Here is a 17,967-nt window from a genome sequence, read left to right on the forward strand (position 1 = left end):
CCGCTAAATCGGACCTCGACCGCGAGGACCCGGTCAGCACGGAGCCGACCGAGCGTTGAAGCCGAGATCGAGCGAACCGATAGCGATCGACGACACCGATCGAACCGCCCCGCATGCTGACGGAGAGCGCTGATCGCTGGGCGATCGATCGGTGGTCCGCTCAGATGTCCTCGAGGGCGTCGTCGGAGTACGTCGCCGAGGCGGAGACGAAGCCGCCGTCGATGTCGATGGAAACGTCGGAGGCCAGACTGCCGAGCACCGACTCGAGTTCGTCGCGTTTTGCATCGTCGAGTTCCTCGAAGTCGAGCCCCAACTCGGCCGTACTTTCCGAGTCGGAGATCGTGAGCGAACCGACGACGCCGTTTGCGTTCTCGAGTTCCTCGAATTGGATATCCTGTTCCGACCCGTCCGACGACTGCTCGTTCTCGATGTCGAACCCGTCCGGGCTGTAGCCGCCGAACACGACGTGTCCGTTACCGCCGGTCGACAACAGTCGCTCGAACGTCTCGAATTCGTCGACGGCACGGGTTCCGTCGCCCTGTTTCGTCTCGATGACTCGCTCGACGTCCGCTTTACTCGCAGCCTGAATGATCGCGTTGCCGGAGACTCCCAGCGCCGTTTCCTGTTGTCCGTCCCCCGCCGGCTCGTAAATCGCGTACCCGCTCACGTCGCTCGTCTGTTCGAACTGCACCTCGAAGCTGCCGTCGGCAGTAGCGGCCGTCACGGTGCTGTCGATCTCGTCGGTGACCACGTCGCCGGTCATGACGACCGTCTCGTTCGTGATGAGGAGGTCGTCGATCGAGGAGTCGAATTCCCCCTCGTTCGTCCGTTCCTCGTCGAAGTTGATGAGATTACTCAGCCGCGGTCCCGCCAGACCGAATCCGGCCGTGAACATGGCGGCAAACATCCCGCTTAGTGGGACTCCGATCATCGGGTCTTCGATATCCTCGAGGTCCCCCGATTCGTCGCTCGAGTCGTCATCTTCGCTTTCGCTCTCGCTCTCCTTGAGCGCCACCATATCGACGTAGCTGACGGAAACTTCGCCGTCGACGGTCGACACCCACTCGGCATACGCCGGCGTGCCAGCCGTGTTTTCGCCGTTCCCGTTACCGTTCCCCGAATCGCCACCGAGACAGCCGGCCGCGGTCGCGGCCAGCGTTGCGCCACTCAGTTGCAATACCCGTCGCCGTTGAATTCGTTGAGACATGTACGCTCACGCAGGAAGTCACTCGATATGAAAGTTGGGTATATGATATTTGCCCTGAGGTTTCATTATTGGTGTCGTGACACCGTTGCTCCTTATTCACGGTTCATTCCCGCCATTCTCGGTATTGTTCGCCGGAGCAGCGATGCGACTCGGAGCCATCATATCGACTCCGATGCCGATTATGGCGAGTCACCGCCCCGACATCTATACGACCAAAGACTGATACGTCAGTATAGTAACGTAGCTGTATGGTTGTGCATGATACTCTCGAGCACGGACGGGCCCGTGTCAACGGCGTCAAACTGCACTACGTGACCGCTGGCGAGGGTCCGCCGCTGGTACTGCTCCACGGGTGGCCACAGACGTGGTACGAGTGGCGAGACGTGATTCCGGAATTGGCAGACGAGTACACCGTCATCGCACCGGACCTCCGCGGATTGGGCGACTCCGAGACGCCCGTCTCAGGCTACGACAAAGACACCGTCGCGACCGACGTTCGCGAACTGGTTCACGAGCTCGGGTTCGGCGACGACCCGATCGCGCTCGTCGGCCACGACTGGGGGATGCCGACGGCCTACGCCTACGCCGCCCAGTATCGCGACGAAATCCGCGCGCTCTGTGTCCTCGAGGCCGGCCTGCCGGGAATCAACGAGGACGAGAAACGCCACTTCTGGCACACCCGCTTTCACGGCGTCCGCGACCTTCCGGAGCGGCTGGTCGCCGGTCGAGAGCGGCTCTATCTCGACTGGTTCTACAGCGAGGGCGCCTACGACCCCTCGGCGATCGATGACGACGCCCGCGACGAGTACGTCCGCTGTTACTCGCAGGCCGGCGGCCTGCGGGGCGGGTTCGAGTACTATCGCGCCTACGAGACCGACGCCGAACACAACCGTACCCACGCCGAGGACCCGCTCGAGGTGCCGGTCCTCGCGCTCGGCGGCGCGGCCTCGTTTCGGGACCTTCCGATCCGGGACTTGGAGGCTGTCGCGACCGACGTCGAGGGCGAGGTCGTCGACCGGGCCGGTCACTGGATTCCCGAGGAACGGCCGGCGTACTTCGTCGATCGGCTGACGGCGTTCCTCGACGACGCCGCGTGACCGATCCTCGAGCCGGTGGCGACCCCGCGGTCAGTACTGTTCTCTGACCCTGTCGATCTGGCAGTCGATGCAGAGATCGTCGGCGAAACAGGCGACGTTGTCGTGGGGGCAATCGTACTCCTCGATGTCGACGGAGAGACGGCGTTTCGCGCGCTCCCACTCGGTTTCCCAGTCGTCGATCGCCATCTCCGCGGAGGTGAAGACGACGTCGCCGTCCCGGTCGACGATCTTCGCGACCGTGACCGAGCGGTGATTGGCCTTGACGACGTCGATCGCCTCCCGGTACGACGTACAGCGGATCTCCTCCCGTCCCGACCGGTCGTCCAACAGGTGGACGGCGATGGAGCCGTCGTACTCCTCCGTCGGCTCCAGTCCGTAGCTCATGTCGTTCACTGTCGGAGTCGTCCGACAAAAAGTCCCGCTTCGGGGCCGGGGCCGCCGTCTTCTGGGCGGCGCGTTGCCAGGTGGGTGATCGAACTACGGCCGGTCACGATGCGACCGCAGTCGGTCCGGGTGCGAGAATCGAACCGAAGGGAGAGGTTCCTGCTCACTCCGTTGCGCGGGCTGCCTCTCCCAGGGTTCGATCTCGCCTTTCGGCTTTTCCACTCCTCACTTCGTTCGTCGCGGAAAAGTCCGGGTGCGAGAATCGAACCCGCGTCTCAGCCTCCACAAGGCTGAAGGATAACCACTACCCCAACCCGGACACGCTTGCATATCAACCTACAGCCGGTTGGACTAAAATACGTTACGACTCTGCGATTGGGGTGTGGAACTCCGTACCGTGCGATTTCGGCCGGCGCGAGTGTCCCCTGATACCCCCTCACACTCGAGTCGGCTCGCGACCGAGACGTTTTTCGACCCGGAGTCCCAAGAATCGGCAACGCGTGGCCATCACCGACAAGATCTACGTCAAGAACCACCGACAGCTCAGCTCCCAGCTCGAGACGAACATCCCCAAGGGAGCGTTCAAGGGGGCGACGCTCGACATGCTCTTTCAGGGCGAGGGCCTCGAGAAACTCGACGACGCGACCCGCGATCGCGTCCTCGATTTCACGCAGGACTTCCTCGACTGTGGCTGTGACAACAACCCCTACTGCGGCTGTCCCGAGCGGAAGTTCCTCCAGTACCTCCTCGAGTTACGCGCTCAGGGGCTGGGTCCGGACGCGATCGTCGACGTGATGACCGACGACTACATGGTTTACGCCTACTCCGGCGACGTGCTCTCCTTTCTCGACAACGCCGTCCGGACCCTCGAGGCCGCCGAGGGACTCGCCCGCGTCGACGGCGCGGACGAGGCCCACGACGAGATCCGGCGGGCGAAGCGGGATCTCGCACGGTAACCGCCGCCGCGTGACTTAGGCCTCGTTCCAGGGTTTCGTCTCGACGTCGACGAACTCGAACATGTCCGCGAAGTCGGCGGGGAACTGCTCCTCGACGTGGGCCAGTTCGCCGCCGGGAACCCGCTCGCTCAGCAGTTCGACGACCACTTTGATCCGGTAGACCGCGTCGGCCCGATCGACGGTCGACGGCCGCCCGTAGGACGCGTCGAGAGCCAGATCGTCGTAGTTCAACCGCTCGAGCACTCGATCGACGAACTCGTCGTAGTCGTAGGTTTGGCCGTGGTCGACGTCGAGGAGGTACCGGTCGATCTCCATCGGCAGCGGGCTCGCGATGTCCGTCGCACCGCCCTCGTCGACGCGCTCGCCGAGCGTCTCGAGGACTGCACGGACGGTTCGCACGGCTTCGGCCTGCCGGCCGGCCTCGATCCTGTGTTGTATCTCCCCGACGAAATCGGTGTAGCTCGTGCTCATTGTGGTTGCCCCGTCTGCTCGAGAGTGTGGACTGTTCGACGCAAAAGCGCTATCCGCGGATTCGCAAGCGTCGGCCGCAGTTCGGGCGCGCGGCGTCGGCCGTGCGGGAGGGGGGACCAGCGATGACCCCGCTGAGTAGCGGACCCTACTGAGTAAGAACTACAGTCGTTCGGGCACGAGCGCGTCGATCGTCGTCTCGGCCACCTCGCTCGAGGCCGGTTCGGGAACGACGACGATCGGATGGTCGATTCCCGTCTCGGCGACGAGCGTCCGGAGCCGTTCGCGGGCCTCGTCGGGCGTCCCGGCGATCCCGAGGTCGGCGATCATCTCGTCCGTCACCGCGTTCGCGGCGGCCCGCTTGTCGCCGCCGCGCCAGGCGTCGGCGATTCGGTCCGCCTCTTCGGAGAACTTCGTCGCGACCGCCCGGCGGTAGCCCTCGCCGCTCCCGACGTAGTAGGCGATGTGCCGGCAGAGGGTGTCCCGGGCCTCGCTCCGGTCGTCGCTGACCGCCGACGGGACGTACGGCGCGATCGTGATCTCGCCGGGATCCCGGTCGCGCTCCCGGGCGGCGTCCGCGACCTCCTCGAACGCCTCGTCGAGGGTCGAAAAGGGGATGTTGTGCGGAATCCAGCCGTCGGCGAGTCGACCCACGACGCGGCGATTCGCCGAACCGAGGCCGGCGTGATAGATCGGTACCGACGCGTCGATCGACGGGAAACCCGCCGCCTCGAGCAGTTCGCCCTCGTAGTCGACCGGCTCGCCGGTCCCCGCGGTAAACTCGCGTACCAGTTCGATCGTCTCGTGGGCGCGCCGGACCGGTCGATCGAACGCCGTTCCGTGGAGTCCCTCGATCGCCGTGGCCGTGCTCGTCCCGAGGCCGAGCGTGAAGCGGCCGTCCGCGGCTTCCTCGAGCGAGGCCGCGGTCATCGCGAGGGCGGCGGGCGATCGGGAGTAGACGTTCACGATCGCGGTGCCGATCCGTATCTCGTCGGTTCGACAGGCTATCTCGGTCGCCTGTACGACGGCGCTTGCACCCCAGAGCTCGCCGACCCAGACCGCGTCGTAGCCGCTGTTCTCGGCGCGAACGGCGACGTCCGCGAGGTCGTCGTCGCCGACTGCCGTCACCATGAGTCCAACGTTCATGCCCGTCAGATGAACAGCCAGCGACAAAAATCGACGCCCCATCGCGACGCGGGAACGATCGGAACTCGAGGGGAGGAGCGAATCGAGCGGGACGGACGCCGAAACTGCAATCGAGCGCAAGGTTGACCTATCCGGCCGGTGTTCGATTCCTATGATCGATCGGGACGGGCGCGTCGTCTTCGGCTCACTTCTGGTGTTCGTCGTCGCCGTTGCGGGCTCGATCGTGGTCGAGCGACAGACCGGCGTCGCGCTCCGCGATCGGCCGCTGCTCGCATTTCTAGTGTTCGCCGGCATCGGCGTCGCGCTCCCGCAATTGTATCTCGCGGTCGCGGAAACCGGACCCCGTTCGCGGAGCAGACTCCGCTTCGCCGCCGTCGCCACGGCCGTGTTCGCGGTCGCGTTCGCCGACGATGCGTCGGGGGCGCGCTACCTGCTGATCGCGGCGATCGGCACCGGATCGATTCTCGGACTGCTCTGTTACGAGGCCCTCGAGGGGTATCGCGCCGTCAGCGACGAGGTCTCGTTCGACCTGCGCGATCGGTGAGCCGCGGCCGCTGGAATCAGCAACTGTTAGGGCGTCCGACCGTCTCGACCCACCCATGACCGATCCCGAGGACCTCGCCGAGCGGGTGCGCGACGGCGACCTTCGCATTCACGAACTCGAGGACCGCGCCGACTACGACACCGCGGCCGAAGCCCGGCGGCTGCTGATCGAGCGCGAGACCGGAACCGAACTCGAGGCGATCGGGGACTACGCGTTCCCCGCCGAGCGGGCGGATCCGAACATCGAGAACATGATCGGCGCGGCGCAGGTGCCGATGGGCGTCGTCGGTCCCGTCCTCGTCAACGGCGAGGCGACCGGCTCGGACGGCGGCGCGGCCGACGGCGAGTACTACCTGCCGCTCGCGACGACCGAGGGCGCGCTGCTGGCGTCTGTCAACCGCGGGCTGGGCGTGATCCGTTCCGCCGGCGGTGCCGACGCGCGCGTCACGAAAAACGGCATGACTCGAGCGCCGGTCTTTCGCGTGACCGGCGTCGCGGAGGCAGCCGAGACCGTCGAGTGGGTCGAGGCCAACTTCGAGGCGCTCCGGGAGGCCGCCGAGTCCACGACGAGCCACGGCGAACTGCTCGACGTCGAGCCCTACGTCGTCGGCGACTCGGTCTTCCTGCGCTTCGCCTACGACACCAAGGACGCGATGGGGATGAACATGGCCACGATCGCCACCGGAGAGGCCTGCGAAGTCGTCGAGAGCGAGACGCCCGCATCGCTCGTGGCGCTCTCGGGCAATCTCTGTTCGGACAAGAAACCGGCCGCCATCAACGCCGTCGAGGGCCGCGGTCGCTCCGTGACCGCCGACGTCGTCGTCCCCGGCGAACTCGTCGAGGAGCGCCTCCACACCACCGCCGACGCCATCGCCGAGGCCAACACCCGCAAAAACCTCATCGGCAGCGCCAAAGCGGGAAGTTTAGGATTCAACGCTCACGCCGCAAACGTCGTCGGCGCGGCCTTTCTCGCGACCGGCCAGGACGAGGCCCAGGTCGTCGAAGCCGCGAACACGATCACCACGATGGACGCCCGCGAGCGCGAGGACGGCACCACGGACCTCTACGCCAGCGTCTCGCTGGCCTCGCTCGAGGTCGGAACCGTCGGCGGGGGGACGAAACTGCCCACGCAGTCCGAAGCGCTCGACGTCCTCGGACTGCGGGGCGGCGGCGATCCGGCGGGGTCGAACGCCGACGCGCTCGCCGAGATCATCGCCGCCGGCGCGCTGGCCGGGGAACTCTCGCTGCTGGCCGCGCTCGCCTCCCGGCACCTCGCGAGCGCACACGAGGATCTGGGTCGATAGCGCTCGAGCGAAGACGAGGTCAGCCGGGCCTCGAGTACTGAAATCGGTGAACAGTCGTCGACTATCCCGACTCCCGCGTCGCTCCCGGCTCGGTGTCGTCCTCGTTCGTGCCACGTCGAACCGTTCTGAGCGCGATGTAGCACCCGGACAGGCCGAGTAACACCAACCCAAGGACGACCTGCAGCCCCGTCGTCCCGAGCAAAATGCACAGCCAGCCGACGGCGGCACCGCCGTGTCCGAGCGCGAGATCGTATCCTCCGACGCTCGCGTGGGCGACGGCGAGAACGGCGAACGTCGCCGCGAAGACCCACGTCGTCGCGACCGTCGCGTCGACCCCGACGATCGCTTCGTCGACGACCGTTCCGTAGACGAGTATCCCGATCGCGGCCAGGAGTCCCGTGCCGATGATGCGCCCCTGGAAACCGGTCGTCGCTGCCATACCGACTGGCGTCGCCGGACGGGGAAAGCCGTGGCGATACGGTCGCGGCACGACGGAAAAACGGCCGCTGCGAGCCTACAGCGGACGGTACCGGCCGCGACTCTCGCTGACGACCCCGCGTCGCGCGAGTTTCTCGAGCGCCTCTCGAACGTACTCGGCCGAAACGCCGCGCTCGCCCGCGTACGCGACGACCTCGTCCTCGGTCGGCCGGTCGAGTTCCTCGACTGCCCCTTTCACGATCTCCCGCTTGCTGCCGCTGCGGGTCGACCCGCGCGGGTCGCGGTCGCCGGCGGCCTCGACCGCCTCGACGTCCAGTCCGGATCCCTCGAGGTACTCCTCGTCGTCGACGACGCCGTCCGCCACGTCGTCCTCGAGGTCGGCGAAGGAGTCGAGTTTCGCGAAGGCTTCGCCCTCCCCCTGCCGGTTCGCGAGCATCGATGCGCGGACGTCGCGGGCGTGGGCGGCGTCGTCGGTCTCGACGAACTTCTTGCGCTTCTCGTAGCCCTTCCGCGAGCCACAGCGGGGACACTGGGTCGTCTCGGAGCGCCCCTCGATGATCCAGAGGTTCGAACACTCGCTACAGCCGACGACGGCGTACATGTCCGGCAGTGGGCCGTCCCGGCAGTTCAACCTTCGGCAACCGGAGCGGAAGTGAACGAACGACCCGCCGGCGGAACTATTAGGCGGTCCGTCCCCTCTCGTGGCGTATGGAACGCGTTTCCCTGACCGACCTCGAGCCGTCGGAAGCCGCCGACGGCGTCCACCTGGCGCTGATGGCCGGCACCGACTCGATGAACGTCCAGCACTTCGAGATCGAACCCGGTGCGGTGGTCGAAGAGCACAGTCACCCCCACGAGCAGACCGGCTTCCTGTACGAGGGCGAGTTGACGTTCGTCACCAATGGCGAGGAGGTCGTCTGCGGTCCCGGCGACTCCTACGCGATTCCAGGCGAACACCCCCACGCGGCCGAGAATCGCGGCGACGAGACGGTCCGCGGCGTCGACATCTTCAGTCCGCCGCGAGAGAACCCGAGCTGGCAGTCGGAGTGATCTCACGGGGGTGAGAGTGAGAGAATTCGGCCACCAATCACCGAAGAATACCACGGAGTTATATGGGCCAGTTCGCAAGTGTGCCCGATGACAACCGAGCAGCAGTCAAGCGGACTGGGTCGAAGTATGGCGTTTCTCGATCGACTGGGGCCGACGTGGCTCGCCGGCGCGATCGCGGCGGGACCGGCGACGATGGCCAGTCTGCTCGTCGCGGGTGCGAGCTTCGGCTACGCGTTGCTGTGGGTCGTCGTGTTATCGGCCGTCCTGGGTACGGTCGGCCAGTATCTCGCGATGCGGCTGGGGCTGCTCACCGAGGCGGGGATCGTCACGGTAGTTGAGCGCCACCTCGGCTCGTCGTGGGCCTGGGTGCTCGTGGTCGACGTCGTGCTGGCCGCGGGGCTCGCCCAACTCGTTATCATGAAGACGCTGGCGGGCGTGAGCGCGACGATCGTCGAAAGCGCGGGAATCGGTACCGCCGCGCTGACCGATCCGCGATTCTGGGGCGTGTTCTGGGCGGTGATCCTCGCGCTGGGACTCGCGGGCGGCGGCTATCGACTCGCGGAGGTCGGTGCCAAGCTCCTCGTCTCGATCGTCGTCGTCGCGTTCGTCGCGAGCGCGTTCGTCGTCCCGATCGATCCGGCCGCGGCGGCGAACGGACTGAGACCCGCGATTCCGGCCGGCGTCGACGGGGCGCTCGTCGCCGCGGGGATCCTCGGCGGTGCGGTCCACATCACGCTGCTGACGATGCAGAGCTACACGATGCGCGCCCGCGGCTGGACCGCCCGCGACGCGGACATCGCGACGTTCGACGTCGTCAGTTCGATGCTCGTCGCCTTCGGGATCTTCAGCCTCGGCGTCTTTCTCGTCGCGGCGAGCGTCCTGCCCTCGGCCGGCGTCGATCCGGCGACGATCGACGGTATCGAAGCCGCACAGACGCTCGGCCCGATCGCCGGCGAGTACGCCACGTGGCTGTTCCTCGCCGGCCTCCTGGGAGCCGCGGTCTCGACCCTCGGCGGCAACACGATCGTCCCGCCCTACCTCCTCGCCGATAAACTCGGCTGGGAGCAGTCCGTCACCGACGGCCGGTACCGGGCCGCCATCGTCGCCGTCGCGCTCGCTTCTGCCGTCGGCGCGTTCCTCGAGGGGGCATTCTTCCAGTTACTCGTCCTCACGCTGGCGTTCGGACTCGTCGGCACGCCGTTCGCCATCGCGGTGATCCTCTACTTGCTGAACGACCCCGCGGTCGTTCCCGAAACGAACTCGTTGCCGGCGAACCTCGGCGGCCTCGCGCTGTTCGTCGTCGCGGTCGTCCTCGCCGGCGAGTTCGTCCTCGCGGAACTCGAGACGGTCACCGAACCGGCCTCGGCGTTCGTCGTCGCGTTCGCCGCGGCGATGGCGCTGGCACTCGTCGGACTGGCCGGACGATTCGTCCGGGATCGAACCGCCGCGAACTAAATCTGGCACCGTCGATCGGTGAATCCGGTCGGTTCGAGCCGTTACAGCAAGAGGGCAGAAACCAGCGCGAAGAAGACGAGCAGTCCGCTGCCGGTGATGGCGAGCGCGATTGCAAGCGGGAGCAGGAGACGGCCGGCTTTCTGCACTGTCGTTACCGTCGACGTGACCGCGTTCAGGGGACGATGAATGACCTGTTCCATAGCACCGATGGCCACACGCTGGCCCTTGAAGCTCAGTCAGACGCTCGAAAGACACCGGTTTCGACGATGATCAGTTCAGCCGAGCACGGACGGCAGTCACGCGCTGTACTCCTCGAGCGCATCCCACTCCCGTCGCATCAGTTCGCGGACGCCGTGATCGAGAATAGCCTCGCCGAGCGAGGTCGCCCGATAGTAGGAATAGAGCCCGTCGCTGTCGGGTTCCTTGCGCTTTCTATTCTCGACGAGACCGACGTCGACGAGCTCGTCGAGGTGGTAGTGAAGCACGTTCGACTCGATCTCGAGGCGGTCGCGCAACTCGCTGGCGCTCTGGGACCCGACCTCGACGAGCGCGTTCAGGACGCGAAACCGCGTCTCGTTGCCGATCGAACGCTGCATCGCGAGGTACTCCTCGAGCGAGAGAATACTCCGCTCGGGCAGCAGTTCGTCCCCGCGCCGTCGCGTCGCGCGCTCGGATTCGGCCATACCGTCTACTCGAGTCCCCAGTTGTATAAGCGTTCTCTGAGTCAGTGATCGCTGAAATAGCTCACATTTATATACCCGCCGCGAGCACGCGAGGTATGCGCGACCGCATCGTCGACGAGTTGGGGGAGCTTCCTCGCTCCCGATTTCTGGTGTATCTGATGGGGCCGTACGAGGCGTTCGACGTCGAACGAGCGCTCGCGGACGCCGATCCCGGATCGGTCCCCGAGTCGATGGATTTCGGGGCGCTCGTCGGGTCCGATCACGACCTCGAGCGTGACGAGGCCGCGCTGGATCTACTGTTAGACGTCCGCGATCGGCTTCGGACGACCGCCGGCGTCAACGCGTTCCTCGCGATCGATGTCGATATCCCGCTCTCGGAGCTGGATGCCGCCTCCCAGAGTATCGCGTTCGCTCGAGCGAGCAACGCCGTGGTCTACGTCGTCCCTGCCGCCGGCGACAACCTCGGTGTCGGTATCGAAGTGGGTGCCGTCCTCGAGGCATTGTTCGACGAGGAAACGGCGTCTCACCGCCGCGAACGAGTGGTCTTCGCCCACGAGTCAGCTGTCCGAAGCGCGATGATCGCCGCGGTCCGCGATCGCTGGGACGCCCGAATCTACTCGTACGACGACCGCGAGGAGTTGTGTCGGCAGCTCCGACTGTTCGTTCGCGATCTCGTCCGCAAGGAGCGAACCGGCGAACTGCCCCGACTCGAGTGACGGTTCTGAACTATTCGACGGCCACTTACAGCGACTTCCGCATCTCGACGTGGGGAATGCCGGCTTCCTCGAACTCGTCCCCGCGTCGTTCGTACCCCAGACTCCGATAGAAGTCAGCGGCCCGCGTTTGCGAGTGCAATTTCAGCGTCGTAAACCCCAGTGTAGCGGCTCGTTCCTCGAGGACCTGCATCAGCGCACGGCCGACGCCGGTCTTCCGTCGTGACTCGAGGACGGCGACGCGCTCGACCTTGCCGATATCCGCCCCGTACTCGCGCAGTCGCGCCGCGCCGATCGGCTCGTCGCCGTCGTAGGCGACGAAATGCGTGGCCGTCTCGTCGTGCTCGTCGTACTCCACGTCCTCGTCGACGCCCTGCTCCGCGACGAACACCTCGCGACGGACCGCGAAGGCGTCCTCGCGCTCGTGATCGGTGTCGACGACGCGCACGTCGATATCCTCCATGAGGCGGGCGTAGCCGCTCCGACCGTGAAACTATTACGCTCCGCCGAGCCGGATCGGTTCGCGGTCGGATTCCTCGTCGGAGCCCACTCGCCGACGGCTGTCGCCGTTTCGCCTCTCCGGGATAGCGATTGCGCCCTCGACCGACCGGCCGGTGATACTCCGACTCACCCGAAAAACATCCCTCCCGTTCTGTCGGGTCTCCTGTCGTCGTCTCCGCCGTTCGGTTCGTCCTCGTCGGCCGCTCGTTCGCTCGCCTCGAGGGAGTCCGCGAGTTCGTCCGCGTAGATGGCGACGACCGTACGGGTTTCGTCGTCCTGAATCGCAAACGCCCGGACGATGTAGTCGGGAACGTCCGCCGATTGCTCGAGCGTTTCGGCGTAACTGGCGATCTCCCGTAATTCCGCGGCCGAGTGGTCGGCAAATCGTTCGACGATGAACTCTGGAACCGACTCGTGAGGGGATGGTGACCGTGGCATGCACACCTGATCGAACCCAGTATAGAAAAGAGTCTCTGATTATTTTTACTATCGTATACTTATATAAGATTGAATGTTCGGGTAAAAACGCAAATCATTCCGCAGCGGGCCCTCGCTTCGGGATTGAGTGTCATTCGCATCCGAGGCGCCCGGAAACCGGGACGGTTGCGGACTCCGAATCGCCCGTCCAGCCGTCGCCGTCCGACGGCTGGTATCGGGCGAGTAAAACGGTGCTCGTCCGTCGCTGCGACTAGCTATTCTACGGGAGATCCGCGAGCGTACGAGGACCGTCCTCGAGCGGGTTTTCGAGAGCGTCAGAACGCTGCCGTTCTGTGCGCCCGGAAAACCGCTCTACGAGAGCTGCTCGATGGTGTCGACGATCTCGTCGGTGTACTCGCTGGTGGAGAGCTTCTCGGCGTCCTCGAGCTGGCGCTCGAGGTCGTAGGTGACCTTGCCCGAGGAGATGGTCTCCTCGACGGCGTCGCGGATCAGGTCGGAGGCGTCGTCCCAGCCGAGGTAGTCGAACATGAGACGGCCCGAGAGGATCATCGCGCTCGGGTTCGCCATGTCCTGACCGGCGCGCTTGGGCGCGGAGCCGTGGACCGGTTCCGCGAGCATGCGACCCGTACCGAAGTTACCGCCGGGCGCGATACCGAGACCGCCGATCTGGGCGCCGGCGGAGTCGGAGAGGTAGTCGCCGTTGAGGTTCGGCATCGCGAGGATGTCGAACTCGTCGGTGCGTAGCTGCATCCACTGGAGCATCGCGTCGGCGAGGCGTTCCTCGACCATGACGGCGTCCTCGGGGATGTCGACCTCGTCCTGGGTCTCCCACAGGGAGTCGGGCGCGGCGAAGACCTCCTCGTCGGGGTACTCCTCGTCGGCGACCTCCATCCCCCAGTCACCGAACTGTCCCTCGGTGAACTTCATGATGTTGCCCTTGTGGACGAGCGTGACCTTGTCGCGGTCGTTCTCGATGGCGTAGTCGATGGCCTCGCGGACGAGGCGCTTGCTCCCCTTCTCGGAGATCGGCTTCAGGCCGAGCCCGATGTCGCCCTCGTGCATGATGCCGTCGAAGTCCATCTCGTCTTCGACGAAATCCCGAACCTGTTCGGACTCGTCGGTGCCGGCCTTCCACTCGATGCCGGCGTAGACGTCCTCGGTGTTCTCCCGGAAGGTGACCATGTCCATCTTCTCGGGCGCCTTCATCGGTGACGGGACGCCGTCGAGGTAGTAGGTCGGGCGGACGTTCGCGTAGAGGTCGAGCGTCTGTCGAAGGGCGACGTTCAGCGAGCGGAAGCCGGCGCCGACGGGAGTCGTCAGCGGGCCCTTGATGGCGACGCGGTGTTCCCTGATCGCGTCGACGGTTTCGTCGGGCAGGTTCTCGTCGTACTTCTCCCGGGCGGTCTCGCCGGCGTAGACGCGCATCCAGCTGATCTCGCGACCGGTCGCCTCGGCCGCGGCCTCGAGGACCTTCTGTGCGGCGGGTCCGACGTCTTTCCCGATGCCGTCGCCGTGGATAATCGGGATAATCGGGTTGTCGGGCACCTCGATTTCGCCCTCGGTACCCTCCTTCAGCGTAATCTGCTCCCCCTCGTCGGGGACCTCGATTTTGTCGTAGCTCATTTCGTCTACACGGTTCTTCGACGGGGGTAAAAGGTCTACCATTTCCATCGCGGGCCGGCAAAAATTGAACGATACCCGTTCGTCCTTCCCGCTCCGATACCGCCAACAGAGCGGCTGGAAACGGCTACAGCAGTTACGATCGGCGATCGAGTACTATCCAAAGAGAACTCAAATAACGTGTGGGTTCGGCGTAAAATCAACACTTTCGGGTGCGTGCGTCCGTCGCGGGACGTTCCTCGGGTGCTGCCGGTGACTGCCGCCGCGAGACCGGTGGATCCACCCGCCGGGGAACTCGTTCGTGCCGTCGGTCTCGCGGCGGCGGTCACGGGCTCCGAGCCGGTCGCGGCGTGCCAGTAGCGACCCGCTCGGTTCGTGGCGTCTCTCACGCCGGCTATGCACGAGACCCGCGCGGACATAACCCGTGGCGACCGTTTCACGGTCCCCGCCGGCGATACGGGCGATTTCTTCCGAAAACGGTTGGCACGGGGAGACGTTCGCAGTCCGATTCCGGCAGACCCACCTCGTGCTGTATTTCGACGATCGTCGTGAGGTGGATTTATTATTGACGTACTCGTGGGTCGACGTATGCTCCGACCGCCACAGTACGCCGCGCGCCGGTGTCCCAGCTGTACCGCGACGCTGTCGAACGTTCAGGGCGTCGTCACCTGTTCCGACTGCCAGTGGGTCGCTATCGACCGGGGGCGGCATCGCGACCGCGAGCGGACGACTCAGTGAACTCCGGCGGGCGACGGAGAGACGGAACCTCTTTTTGTCGACCGGTACAACCCCGGTGCATGGCCGAATCCGAGGTGGACCTCGAGTCAGAGCAGTACGAGAAACACCGCGAGGCTGGCGAGATACTCGCGCAGGTGCGCGAGGAGGCTGCCGACCGCGTCGAGGTCGGCGCGACCCACCTCGCGGTCGCCGAGTGGGCCGAAGATCGAATTCGTGAACTCGGCGGGAAACCCGCCTTCCCCGTCAACATCTCCGTCGACGAGGAGGCGGCTCACGCGACGCCGTCGATCGGCGACGAGACGACCTTCGGCGAGGAGATGATTAACCTCGATATCGGCGTGCATATCGACGGCTGGTTGGCCGACACCGCGATCACCGTCGACCTCTCGGGCAATCCCGAACTGGCCGAGGCCTCCGAGCAGGCCCTCGAGGCCGCCCTCGACATCGTCGAGCCCGGCGTCGAAACCGGCGATATCGGGGCGGAAATCGAAGACGTAATCGACGGCTACGGCTACAACCCCGTGGTCAACCTGACCGGTCACGGACTCGGTCACTGGGAGCAACACACCAGCCCGAACATCCCCAACCGCGCCGTCTCGCAGGGGACGACGCTCGAGGTCGGCGACGTCGTCGCGATCGAGCCGTTCGCGACAGACGGCGGCGGCAAGGTCCGCGAGGGCGGGAGCGAGGAAATCTTCTCGCTCGAGCGCGAGGGGACCGTCCGCAACCGGCAGGCGCGCGATGCGCTCGAACAGATCACCGAGGAGTTCCGGACGCTCCCCTTTGCGACCCGGTGGCTCGAGACGGATCGCGCGGAGATGGCGCTGCGCCGACTCAAGCGCAACGACATCGTCCACGGCTATCCCGTTCTCAAGGAAGACGACGGGTTCCTCGTCAGTCAGAAAGAACACACGATCATCGTCACCGAAGACGGCTGCGAAGTGACGACCGCGGAGTAACTCCGTTCTGGCAGTCTATCGGAAATCCAGATCGGTAATTTGAAAATCGAGCGAAACCGCCGCGTCGAACGAAGAGAGAACGCAGGAGGCCGAGTACCGAAGACGGACCGTCCGTTCGGCGAGACGACGGTTGTCTTTGGGTACAAGACGCCGTCTCAGGCGTTGTTCATCCGTTGACTCGAGCGGTTCCCACACCGCTGGCACTCGCGAACGCGGTACGGCTCGCGGGAGAACTGGGCGTTCTCTTTCTTGAGGCTCTCGGTCCTGATCTGGACGGACACTTCGTGGAGGGTTTCTAGCTCGCAGGCGTCGCAGTGCTCGGTCATCCCGTTAAAGGAGTCGTTAGTCGTTGCCATTATCAGAATCTTTGTCGTAGCCTCCTCTTAAACCCATCCTTCATTTTGAAATCTGAGTCGTACAAACCGCAAGACGGCATTAACGTTCCAGAAAGAACGGCTCTGAAGCCCCGATATCGTTTAGAACCGCTCCTAATCTCGTTATAGCGATATTATGCGATATTGTACCATACAGCAACGGGGGTCTCTCCCGACGGTAATCGACGCGAGCGCGCGGACTGAAACGCTTTAGGCTCGCCTCGAGTGCCATCGAATATGGAACAGGTGTTCGCACCGTGGCGGATCGAGTGGATCAGACGCGACGACAAAAACCCCGATATCGAGGACTGCGTGTTCTGTGAACTGCCCGAGCGGACCCCCGATCGAGAGAACCTGCTCGTCGCCCGAAGCGAGCACGCGTTCGTGATGCTGAACAACTATCCGTACAATCCGGGACACCTGATGGTTATCCCGCACGTCCACACCGGCGACTACACCGCGCTCGACGACGACGTATTGCTCGATCACGCTCGCCTGAAACAGCGAACGTTCGACGCGCTCGAGGCCGCACTCGAGCCGGACGGGTTCAACGCCGGCTTGAACCTCGGCGACGGAGCCGGCGGCTCGATCGACGATCACCTGCACACTCACGTCGTGCCGCGGTGGCAAGGCGACACCAACTTCATGCCGGTCCTGAGCGATACCACGGTGATCGTCGAGGCGCTCGAGGCCACCTACGAGCACGTCCACGACGCGTTCGCCGCCCAGGACGGGGCGACCGTCGCCGACGCGGACAGCGCCGTCGTCTTCGAGTAGCGGTTGCGGCCCGCCGTATCGTCCCGTCGCCCGATCCCGACCGCCGGCGCGACTGCCGGCCCAATCCTTGTGCGGGTCCCCGTCGAACGCCGGACGCGTGTCCGAACTGACTCGACTCGAGGAACTGATCGCCGCGTATCTCTCCGTGCTCGATAACGTCGCGACCTTTCTGGTGACGGTCGCGCTGGTGTACGCGATCGGTCGGTTCGCCGTTCAGCCGCTCGTGAGTGCCGCGCTGCGGTATCGAGGCACGGAACGGACGCTTCAGCAGGGTCTCGAGCGCATGACCGGAATCGGCGTGATCGCGGCCGCCGTCGTGATCGGACTCTCGATCGCCGGCCTCAGTTTCGTTCTCGACCGGGCGGCGATCCTGGTCGCCGCGCTGACGGTCGCGCTCGGGTTCGCCGCCCAGAACGTGGTGGGCAACTTCGTTAGCGGCGCGTTCATCGTGACCGATCCGTCGTTCAACATCGGCGACTGGATCCGCTGGGACGATCAGGAGGGGATCATCGAGGACATCAGTTTCCGATCGACGCGCGTCCGCACGTTCGACAACGAGACCGTCACGGTCCCGAACTCGGAGCTGACCGCGAGCGCGGTCACCAACGCCGTCCTGAACGATCGAATCCGATTGCAGTTCCCGGTCGCGGTCAGCTACGCCGCCGATCTCGACACCGTCTCCCGCGTTTTGACCGACGTCGCTGTCGACCACCCGGAGATCCTCGCGACCCCCGAACCGACCGCCCGGATCGCGACCCTCGATGACGCGGTGCAGGTCGTCGCGCGGTTCTGGATCGCAGACCCGAACCGCACCACGTACGGCCGCATCCGCTCGGAGTACGCCCGCGAAATCGTCGCGCGCCTCGAGCGGGAGGGGATCGATCTCGGAGCGGCGACGCCGCGGGCGCTCGAGGAGTCGATCGGCGTCGGTCAGGGAGTTGGAACTCGAGCGGGGACCGACGACATCGGCGACGGGAGCGGGAAGTGAGATTTCGAGGGGACGCGGTCGAACGGCTGCGACGTCGCCTCGCTCGGCGATATGTGCGTCCGCGGTCGAGGACCCCGGGCTCGATCCGCACGGACTCGGAGTGACGGACGGTGCGGGCTCGGAACCGG

Annotated in this window: 23 protein-coding genes and 1 tRNA gene; 11 read left to right on the top strand and 13 right to left on the bottom strand. The window is 65.3% G+C overall.

From position 1 onward, the window contains the following. Positions 1-160: 160 nt before the first annotated feature. A complete protein-coding gene (locus AC0QDI_RS20895; protein WP_474671480.1) occupies positions 161-1,207 on the bottom strand; it encodes a hypothetical protein in 1,047 nt (348 codons plus the stop codon). 248 nt (positions 1,208-1,455) lie between these two features. On the opposite strand from AC0QDI_RS20895, the gene AC0QDI_RS20900 reads away from it, so the two are divergent. After that, complete coding sequence (locus tag AC0QDI_RS20900) at positions 1,456-2,304, top strand: alpha/beta fold hydrolase (protein WP_474671482.1); 849 nt, start codon at positions 1,456-1,458, stop codon at positions 2,302-2,304. A gap of 30 nt (positions 2,305-2,334) precedes the next feature. Here the strand turns inward: AC0QDI_RS20900 and AC0QDI_RS20905 are convergent, their stop codons facing one another. Together AC0QDI_RS20905 and AC0QDI_RS20910 are read right to left on the bottom strand one after the other, a co-directional pair. Further along, positions 2,335-2,688: a hypothetical protein gene (locus AC0QDI_RS20905; protein ID WP_474671484.1), complete on the bottom strand. Its 354-nt coding sequence runs from the start codon at positions 2,686-2,688 to the stop codon at positions 2,335-2,337. A 247-nt stretch (positions 2,689-2,935) separates the two neighbouring features. Then, a tRNA-His gene (locus tag AC0QDI_RS20910) sits at positions 2,936-3,007 on the bottom strand. Between the two features lie 181 nt (positions 3,008-3,188). On the opposite strand from AC0QDI_RS20910, the gene AC0QDI_RS20915 reads away from it, so the two are divergent. Further along, positions 3,189-3,644 (top strand): DUF5814 domain-containing protein, encoded by a 456-nt coding sequence (locus tag AC0QDI_RS20915; protein WP_273739843.1) that lies wholly within the window; start codon positions 3,189-3,191, stop codon positions 3,642-3,644. A gap of 15 nt (positions 3,645-3,659) precedes the next feature. Here AC0QDI_RS20915 and AC0QDI_RS20920 read toward each other — a convergent pair whose 3' ends face one another. After that, positions 3,660-4,115, bottom strand: coding sequence for a DUF2267 domain-containing protein (locus AC0QDI_RS20920; protein ID WP_474671486.1), 456 nt, complete (start codon positions 4,113-4,115; stop codon positions 3,660-3,662). Positions 4,116-4,274: 159 nt separating this feature from the next. Continuing rightward, positions 4,275-5,258, bottom strand: a complete 984-nt coding sequence (locus tag AC0QDI_RS20925; RefSeq protein WP_474671488.1) for an LLM class flavin-dependent oxidoreductase — start codon at positions 5,256-5,258, stop codon at positions 4,275-4,277. Between the two features lie 151 nt (positions 5,259-5,409). Between AC0QDI_RS20925 and AC0QDI_RS20930 the strand changes: the two genes are divergently transcribed. Then, complete coding sequence (locus tag AC0QDI_RS20930) at positions 5,410-5,802, top strand: hypothetical protein (protein WP_474671490.1); 393 nt, start codon at positions 5,410-5,412, stop codon at positions 5,800-5,802. Positions 5,803-5,857: 55 nt separating this feature from the next. Continuing rightward, complete coding sequence (hmgA, locus tag AC0QDI_RS20935) at positions 5,858-7,105, top strand: hydroxymethylglutaryl-CoA reductase (NADPH) (protein ID WP_474671491.1); 1,248 nt, start codon at positions 5,858-5,860, stop codon at positions 7,103-7,105. Between the two features lie 61 nt (positions 7,106-7,166). On the opposite strand, the gene AC0QDI_RS20940 is transcribed toward hmgA, so the two are convergent. Continuing rightward, positions 7,167-7,544 (bottom strand): hypothetical protein, encoded by a 378-nt coding sequence (locus tag AC0QDI_RS20940; RefSeq protein WP_474671493.1) that lies wholly within the window; start codon positions 7,542-7,544, stop codon positions 7,167-7,169. A 75-nt stretch (positions 7,545-7,619) separates the two neighbouring features. Next, positions 7,620-8,144: a DUF5817 domain-containing protein gene (locus tag AC0QDI_RS20945; protein ID WP_474671495.1), complete on the bottom strand. Its 525-nt coding sequence runs from the start codon at positions 8,142-8,144 to the stop codon at positions 7,620-7,622. A 107-nt stretch (positions 8,145-8,251) separates the two neighbouring features. Here AC0QDI_RS20945 and AC0QDI_RS20950 point away from each other — a divergent pair, with 107 nt between their 5' ends. Beyond that, positions 8,252-8,593 (top strand): cupin domain-containing protein, encoded by a 342-nt coding sequence (locus tag AC0QDI_RS20950; protein WP_474671497.1) that lies wholly within the window; start codon positions 8,252-8,254, stop codon positions 8,591-8,593. An 87-nt stretch (positions 8,594-8,680) separates the two neighbouring features. Next, positions 8,681-10,048 carry an NRAMP family divalent metal transporter gene (locus tag AC0QDI_RS20955; RefSeq protein WP_474671499.1) on the top strand — a complete coding sequence of 456 codons (1,368 nt, stop codon included), beginning with the start codon at positions 8,681-8,683 and terminating at the stop codon, positions 10,046-10,048. A 41-nt stretch (positions 10,049-10,089) separates the two neighbouring features. Here AC0QDI_RS20955 and AC0QDI_RS20960 read toward each other — a convergent pair whose 3' ends face one another. After that, complete coding sequence (locus AC0QDI_RS20960; protein ID WP_474671501.1) at positions 10,090-10,248, bottom strand: hypothetical protein; 159 nt, start codon at positions 10,246-10,248, stop codon at positions 10,090-10,092. A gap of 96 nt (positions 10,249-10,344) precedes the next feature. After that, positions 10,345-10,731, bottom strand: a complete 387-nt coding sequence (locus AC0QDI_RS20965) for a helix-turn-helix domain-containing protein (RefSeq protein ID WP_474671503.1) — start codon at positions 10,729-10,731, stop codon at positions 10,345-10,347. 95 nt (positions 10,732-10,826) lie between these two features. Between AC0QDI_RS20965 and AC0QDI_RS20970 the strand changes: the two genes are divergently transcribed. Beyond that, complete coding sequence (locus tag AC0QDI_RS20970; protein ID WP_474671505.1) at positions 10,827-11,447, top strand: DUF7509 family protein; 621 nt, start codon at positions 10,827-10,829, stop codon at positions 11,445-11,447. 25 nt (positions 11,448-11,472) lie between these two features. Here the strand turns inward: AC0QDI_RS20970 and AC0QDI_RS20975 are convergent, their stop codons facing one another. The 3 genes from AC0QDI_RS20975 to icd form a co-directional block, all read right to left on the bottom strand. Next, positions 11,473-11,907, bottom strand: a complete 435-nt coding sequence (locus tag AC0QDI_RS20975; RefSeq protein WP_474671507.1) for a GNAT family N-acetyltransferase — start codon at positions 11,905-11,907, stop codon at positions 11,473-11,475. Positions 11,908-12,071: 164 nt separating this feature from the next. Further along, positions 12,072-12,383: a hypothetical protein gene (locus AC0QDI_RS20980; protein ID WP_474671509.1), complete on the bottom strand. Its 312-nt coding sequence runs from the start codon at positions 12,381-12,383 to the stop codon at positions 12,072-12,074. Positions 12,384-12,734: 351 nt separating this feature from the next. After that, a complete protein-coding gene (gene icd / locus AC0QDI_RS20985; protein ID WP_474671511.1) occupies positions 12,735-14,006 on the bottom strand; it encodes an isocitrate dehydrogenase (NADP(+)) in 1,272 nt (423 codons plus the stop codon). A gap of 585 nt (positions 14,007-14,591) precedes the next feature. Between icd and AC0QDI_RS20990 the strand changes: the two genes are divergently transcribed. Both AC0QDI_RS20990 and map read left to right on the top strand, forming a co-directional pair. Continuing rightward, complete coding sequence (locus AC0QDI_RS20990; protein ID WP_474671513.1) at positions 14,592-14,741, top strand: hypothetical protein; 150 nt, start codon at positions 14,592-14,594, stop codon at positions 14,739-14,741. Between the two features lie 59 nt (positions 14,742-14,800). Next, the gene (gene map, locus AC0QDI_RS20995; RefSeq protein ID WP_474671515.1) at positions 14,801-15,700 is read left to right on the top strand and encodes a type II methionyl aminopeptidase; all 900 of its coding nucleotides are present in this window, start codon (positions 14,801-14,803) and stop codon (positions 15,698-15,700) included. Between the two features lie 155 nt (positions 15,701-15,855). Here map and AC0QDI_RS21000 read toward each other — a convergent pair whose 3' ends face one another. Then, entirely contained in the window at positions 15,856-16,056 is a 201-nt protein-coding gene (locus AC0QDI_RS21000; RefSeq protein ID WP_098724550.1) for a DUF7835 family putative zinc beta-ribbon protein, read from the bottom strand. A 255-nt stretch (positions 16,057-16,311) separates the two neighbouring features. Here AC0QDI_RS21000 and AC0QDI_RS21005 point away from each other — a divergent pair, with 255 nt between their 5' ends. Both AC0QDI_RS21005 and AC0QDI_RS21010 read left to right on the top strand, forming a co-directional pair. Further along, positions 16,312-16,851, top strand: a complete 540-nt coding sequence (locus AC0QDI_RS21005) for an HIT family protein (RefSeq protein ID WP_474671517.1) — start codon at positions 16,312-16,314, stop codon at positions 16,849-16,851. 97 nt (positions 16,852-16,948) lie between these two features. Next, positions 16,949-17,839, top strand: coding sequence for a mechanosensitive ion channel family protein (locus AC0QDI_RS21010; RefSeq protein ID WP_474671519.1), 891 nt, complete (start codon positions 16,949-16,951; stop codon positions 17,837-17,839). Positions 17,840-17,967 lie beyond the last annotated feature (128 nt).

It is taken from the genome of Natrinema sp. LJW11 (assembly GCF_056135975.1).

What these genes read in the sequence shown, in the direction of transcription:
- AC0QDI_RS20950 (WP_474671497.1), top strand. Translation starts at nt 8,252, where the DNA reads ATGGAACGCGTTTCCCTGACCGACCTCGAGCCGTCGGAAGCCGCCGAC.
- AC0QDI_RS20990 (WP_474671513.1), top strand. Translation starts at nt 14,592, where the DNA reads ATGCTCCGACCGCCACAGTACGCCGCGCGCCGGTGTCCCAGCTGTACC.
- AC0QDI_RS20900 (WP_474671482.1), top strand. Translation starts at nt 1,456, where the DNA reads ATGGTTGTGCATGATACTCTCGAGCACGGACGGGCCCGTGTCAACGGC.
- AC0QDI_RS20975 (WP_474671507.1), bottom strand. Translation starts at nt 11,907, where the DNA reads ATGGAGGATATCGACGTGCGCGTCGTCGACACCGATCACGAGCGCGAG.
- AC0QDI_RS20905 (WP_474671484.1), bottom strand. Translation starts at nt 2,688, where the DNA reads ATGAGCTACGGACTGGAGCCGACGGAGGAGTACGACGGCTCCATCGCC.
- AC0QDI_RS20920 (WP_474671486.1), bottom strand. Translation starts at nt 4,115, where the DNA reads ATGAGCACGAGCTACACCGATTTCGTCGGGGAGATACAACACAGGATC.
- AC0QDI_RS21000 (WP_098724550.1), bottom strand. Translation starts at nt 16,056, where the DNA reads ATGGCAACGACTAACGACTCCTTTAACGGGATGACCGAGCACTGCGAC.
- AC0QDI_RS20895 (WP_474671480.1), bottom strand. Translation starts at nt 1,207, where the DNA reads ATGTCTCAACGAATTCAACGGCGACGGGTATTGCAACTGAGTGGCGCA.
- AC0QDI_RS20960 (WP_474671501.1), bottom strand. Translation starts at nt 10,248, where the DNA reads ATGGAACAGGTCATTCATCGTCCCCTGAACGCGGTCACGTCGACGGTA.
- AC0QDI_RS20955 (WP_474671499.1), top strand. Translation starts at nt 8,681, where the DNA reads ATGACAACCGAGCAGCAGTCAAGCGGACTGGGTCGAAGTATGGCGTTT.
- AC0QDI_RS21005 (WP_474671517.1), top strand. Translation starts at nt 16,312, where the DNA reads ATGGAACAGGTGTTCGCACCGTGGCGGATCGAGTGGATCAGACGCGAC.
- hmgA (WP_474671491.1), top strand. Translation starts at nt 5,858, where the DNA reads ATGACCGATCCCGAGGACCTCGCCGAGCGGGTGCGCGACGGCGACCTT.
- AC0QDI_RS20970 (WP_474671505.1), top strand. Translation starts at nt 10,827, where the DNA reads ATGCGCGACCGCATCGTCGACGAGTTGGGGGAGCTTCCTCGCTCCCGA.
- AC0QDI_RS20925 (WP_474671488.1), bottom strand. Translation starts at nt 5,258, where the DNA reads ATGAACGTTGGACTCATGGTGACGGCAGTCGGCGACGACGACCTCGCG.
- AC0QDI_RS20965 (WP_474671503.1), bottom strand. Translation starts at nt 10,731, where the DNA reads ATGGCCGAATCCGAGCGCGCGACGCGACGGCGCGGGGACGAACTGCTG.
- AC0QDI_RS20940 (WP_474671493.1), bottom strand. Translation starts at nt 7,544, where the DNA reads ATGGCAGCGACGACCGGTTTCCAGGGGCGCATCATCGGCACGGGACTC.
- AC0QDI_RS20945 (WP_474671495.1), bottom strand. Translation starts at nt 8,144, where the DNA reads ATGTACGCCGTCGTCGGCTGTAGCGAGTGTTCGAACCTCTGGATCATC.
- icd (WP_474671511.1), bottom strand. Translation starts at nt 14,006, where the DNA reads ATGAGCTACGACAAAATCGAGGTCCCCGACGAGGGGGAGCAGATTACG.
- map (WP_474671515.1), top strand. Translation starts at nt 14,801, where the DNA reads ATGGCCGAATCCGAGGTGGACCTCGAGTCAGAGCAGTACGAGAAACAC.
- AC0QDI_RS20980 (WP_474671509.1), bottom strand. Translation starts at nt 12,383, where the DNA reads ATGCCACGGTCACCATCCCCTCACGAGTCGGTTCCAGAGTTCATCGTC.
- AC0QDI_RS20930 (WP_474671490.1), top strand. Translation starts at nt 5,410, where the DNA reads ATGATCGATCGGGACGGGCGCGTCGTCTTCGGCTCACTTCTGGTGTTC.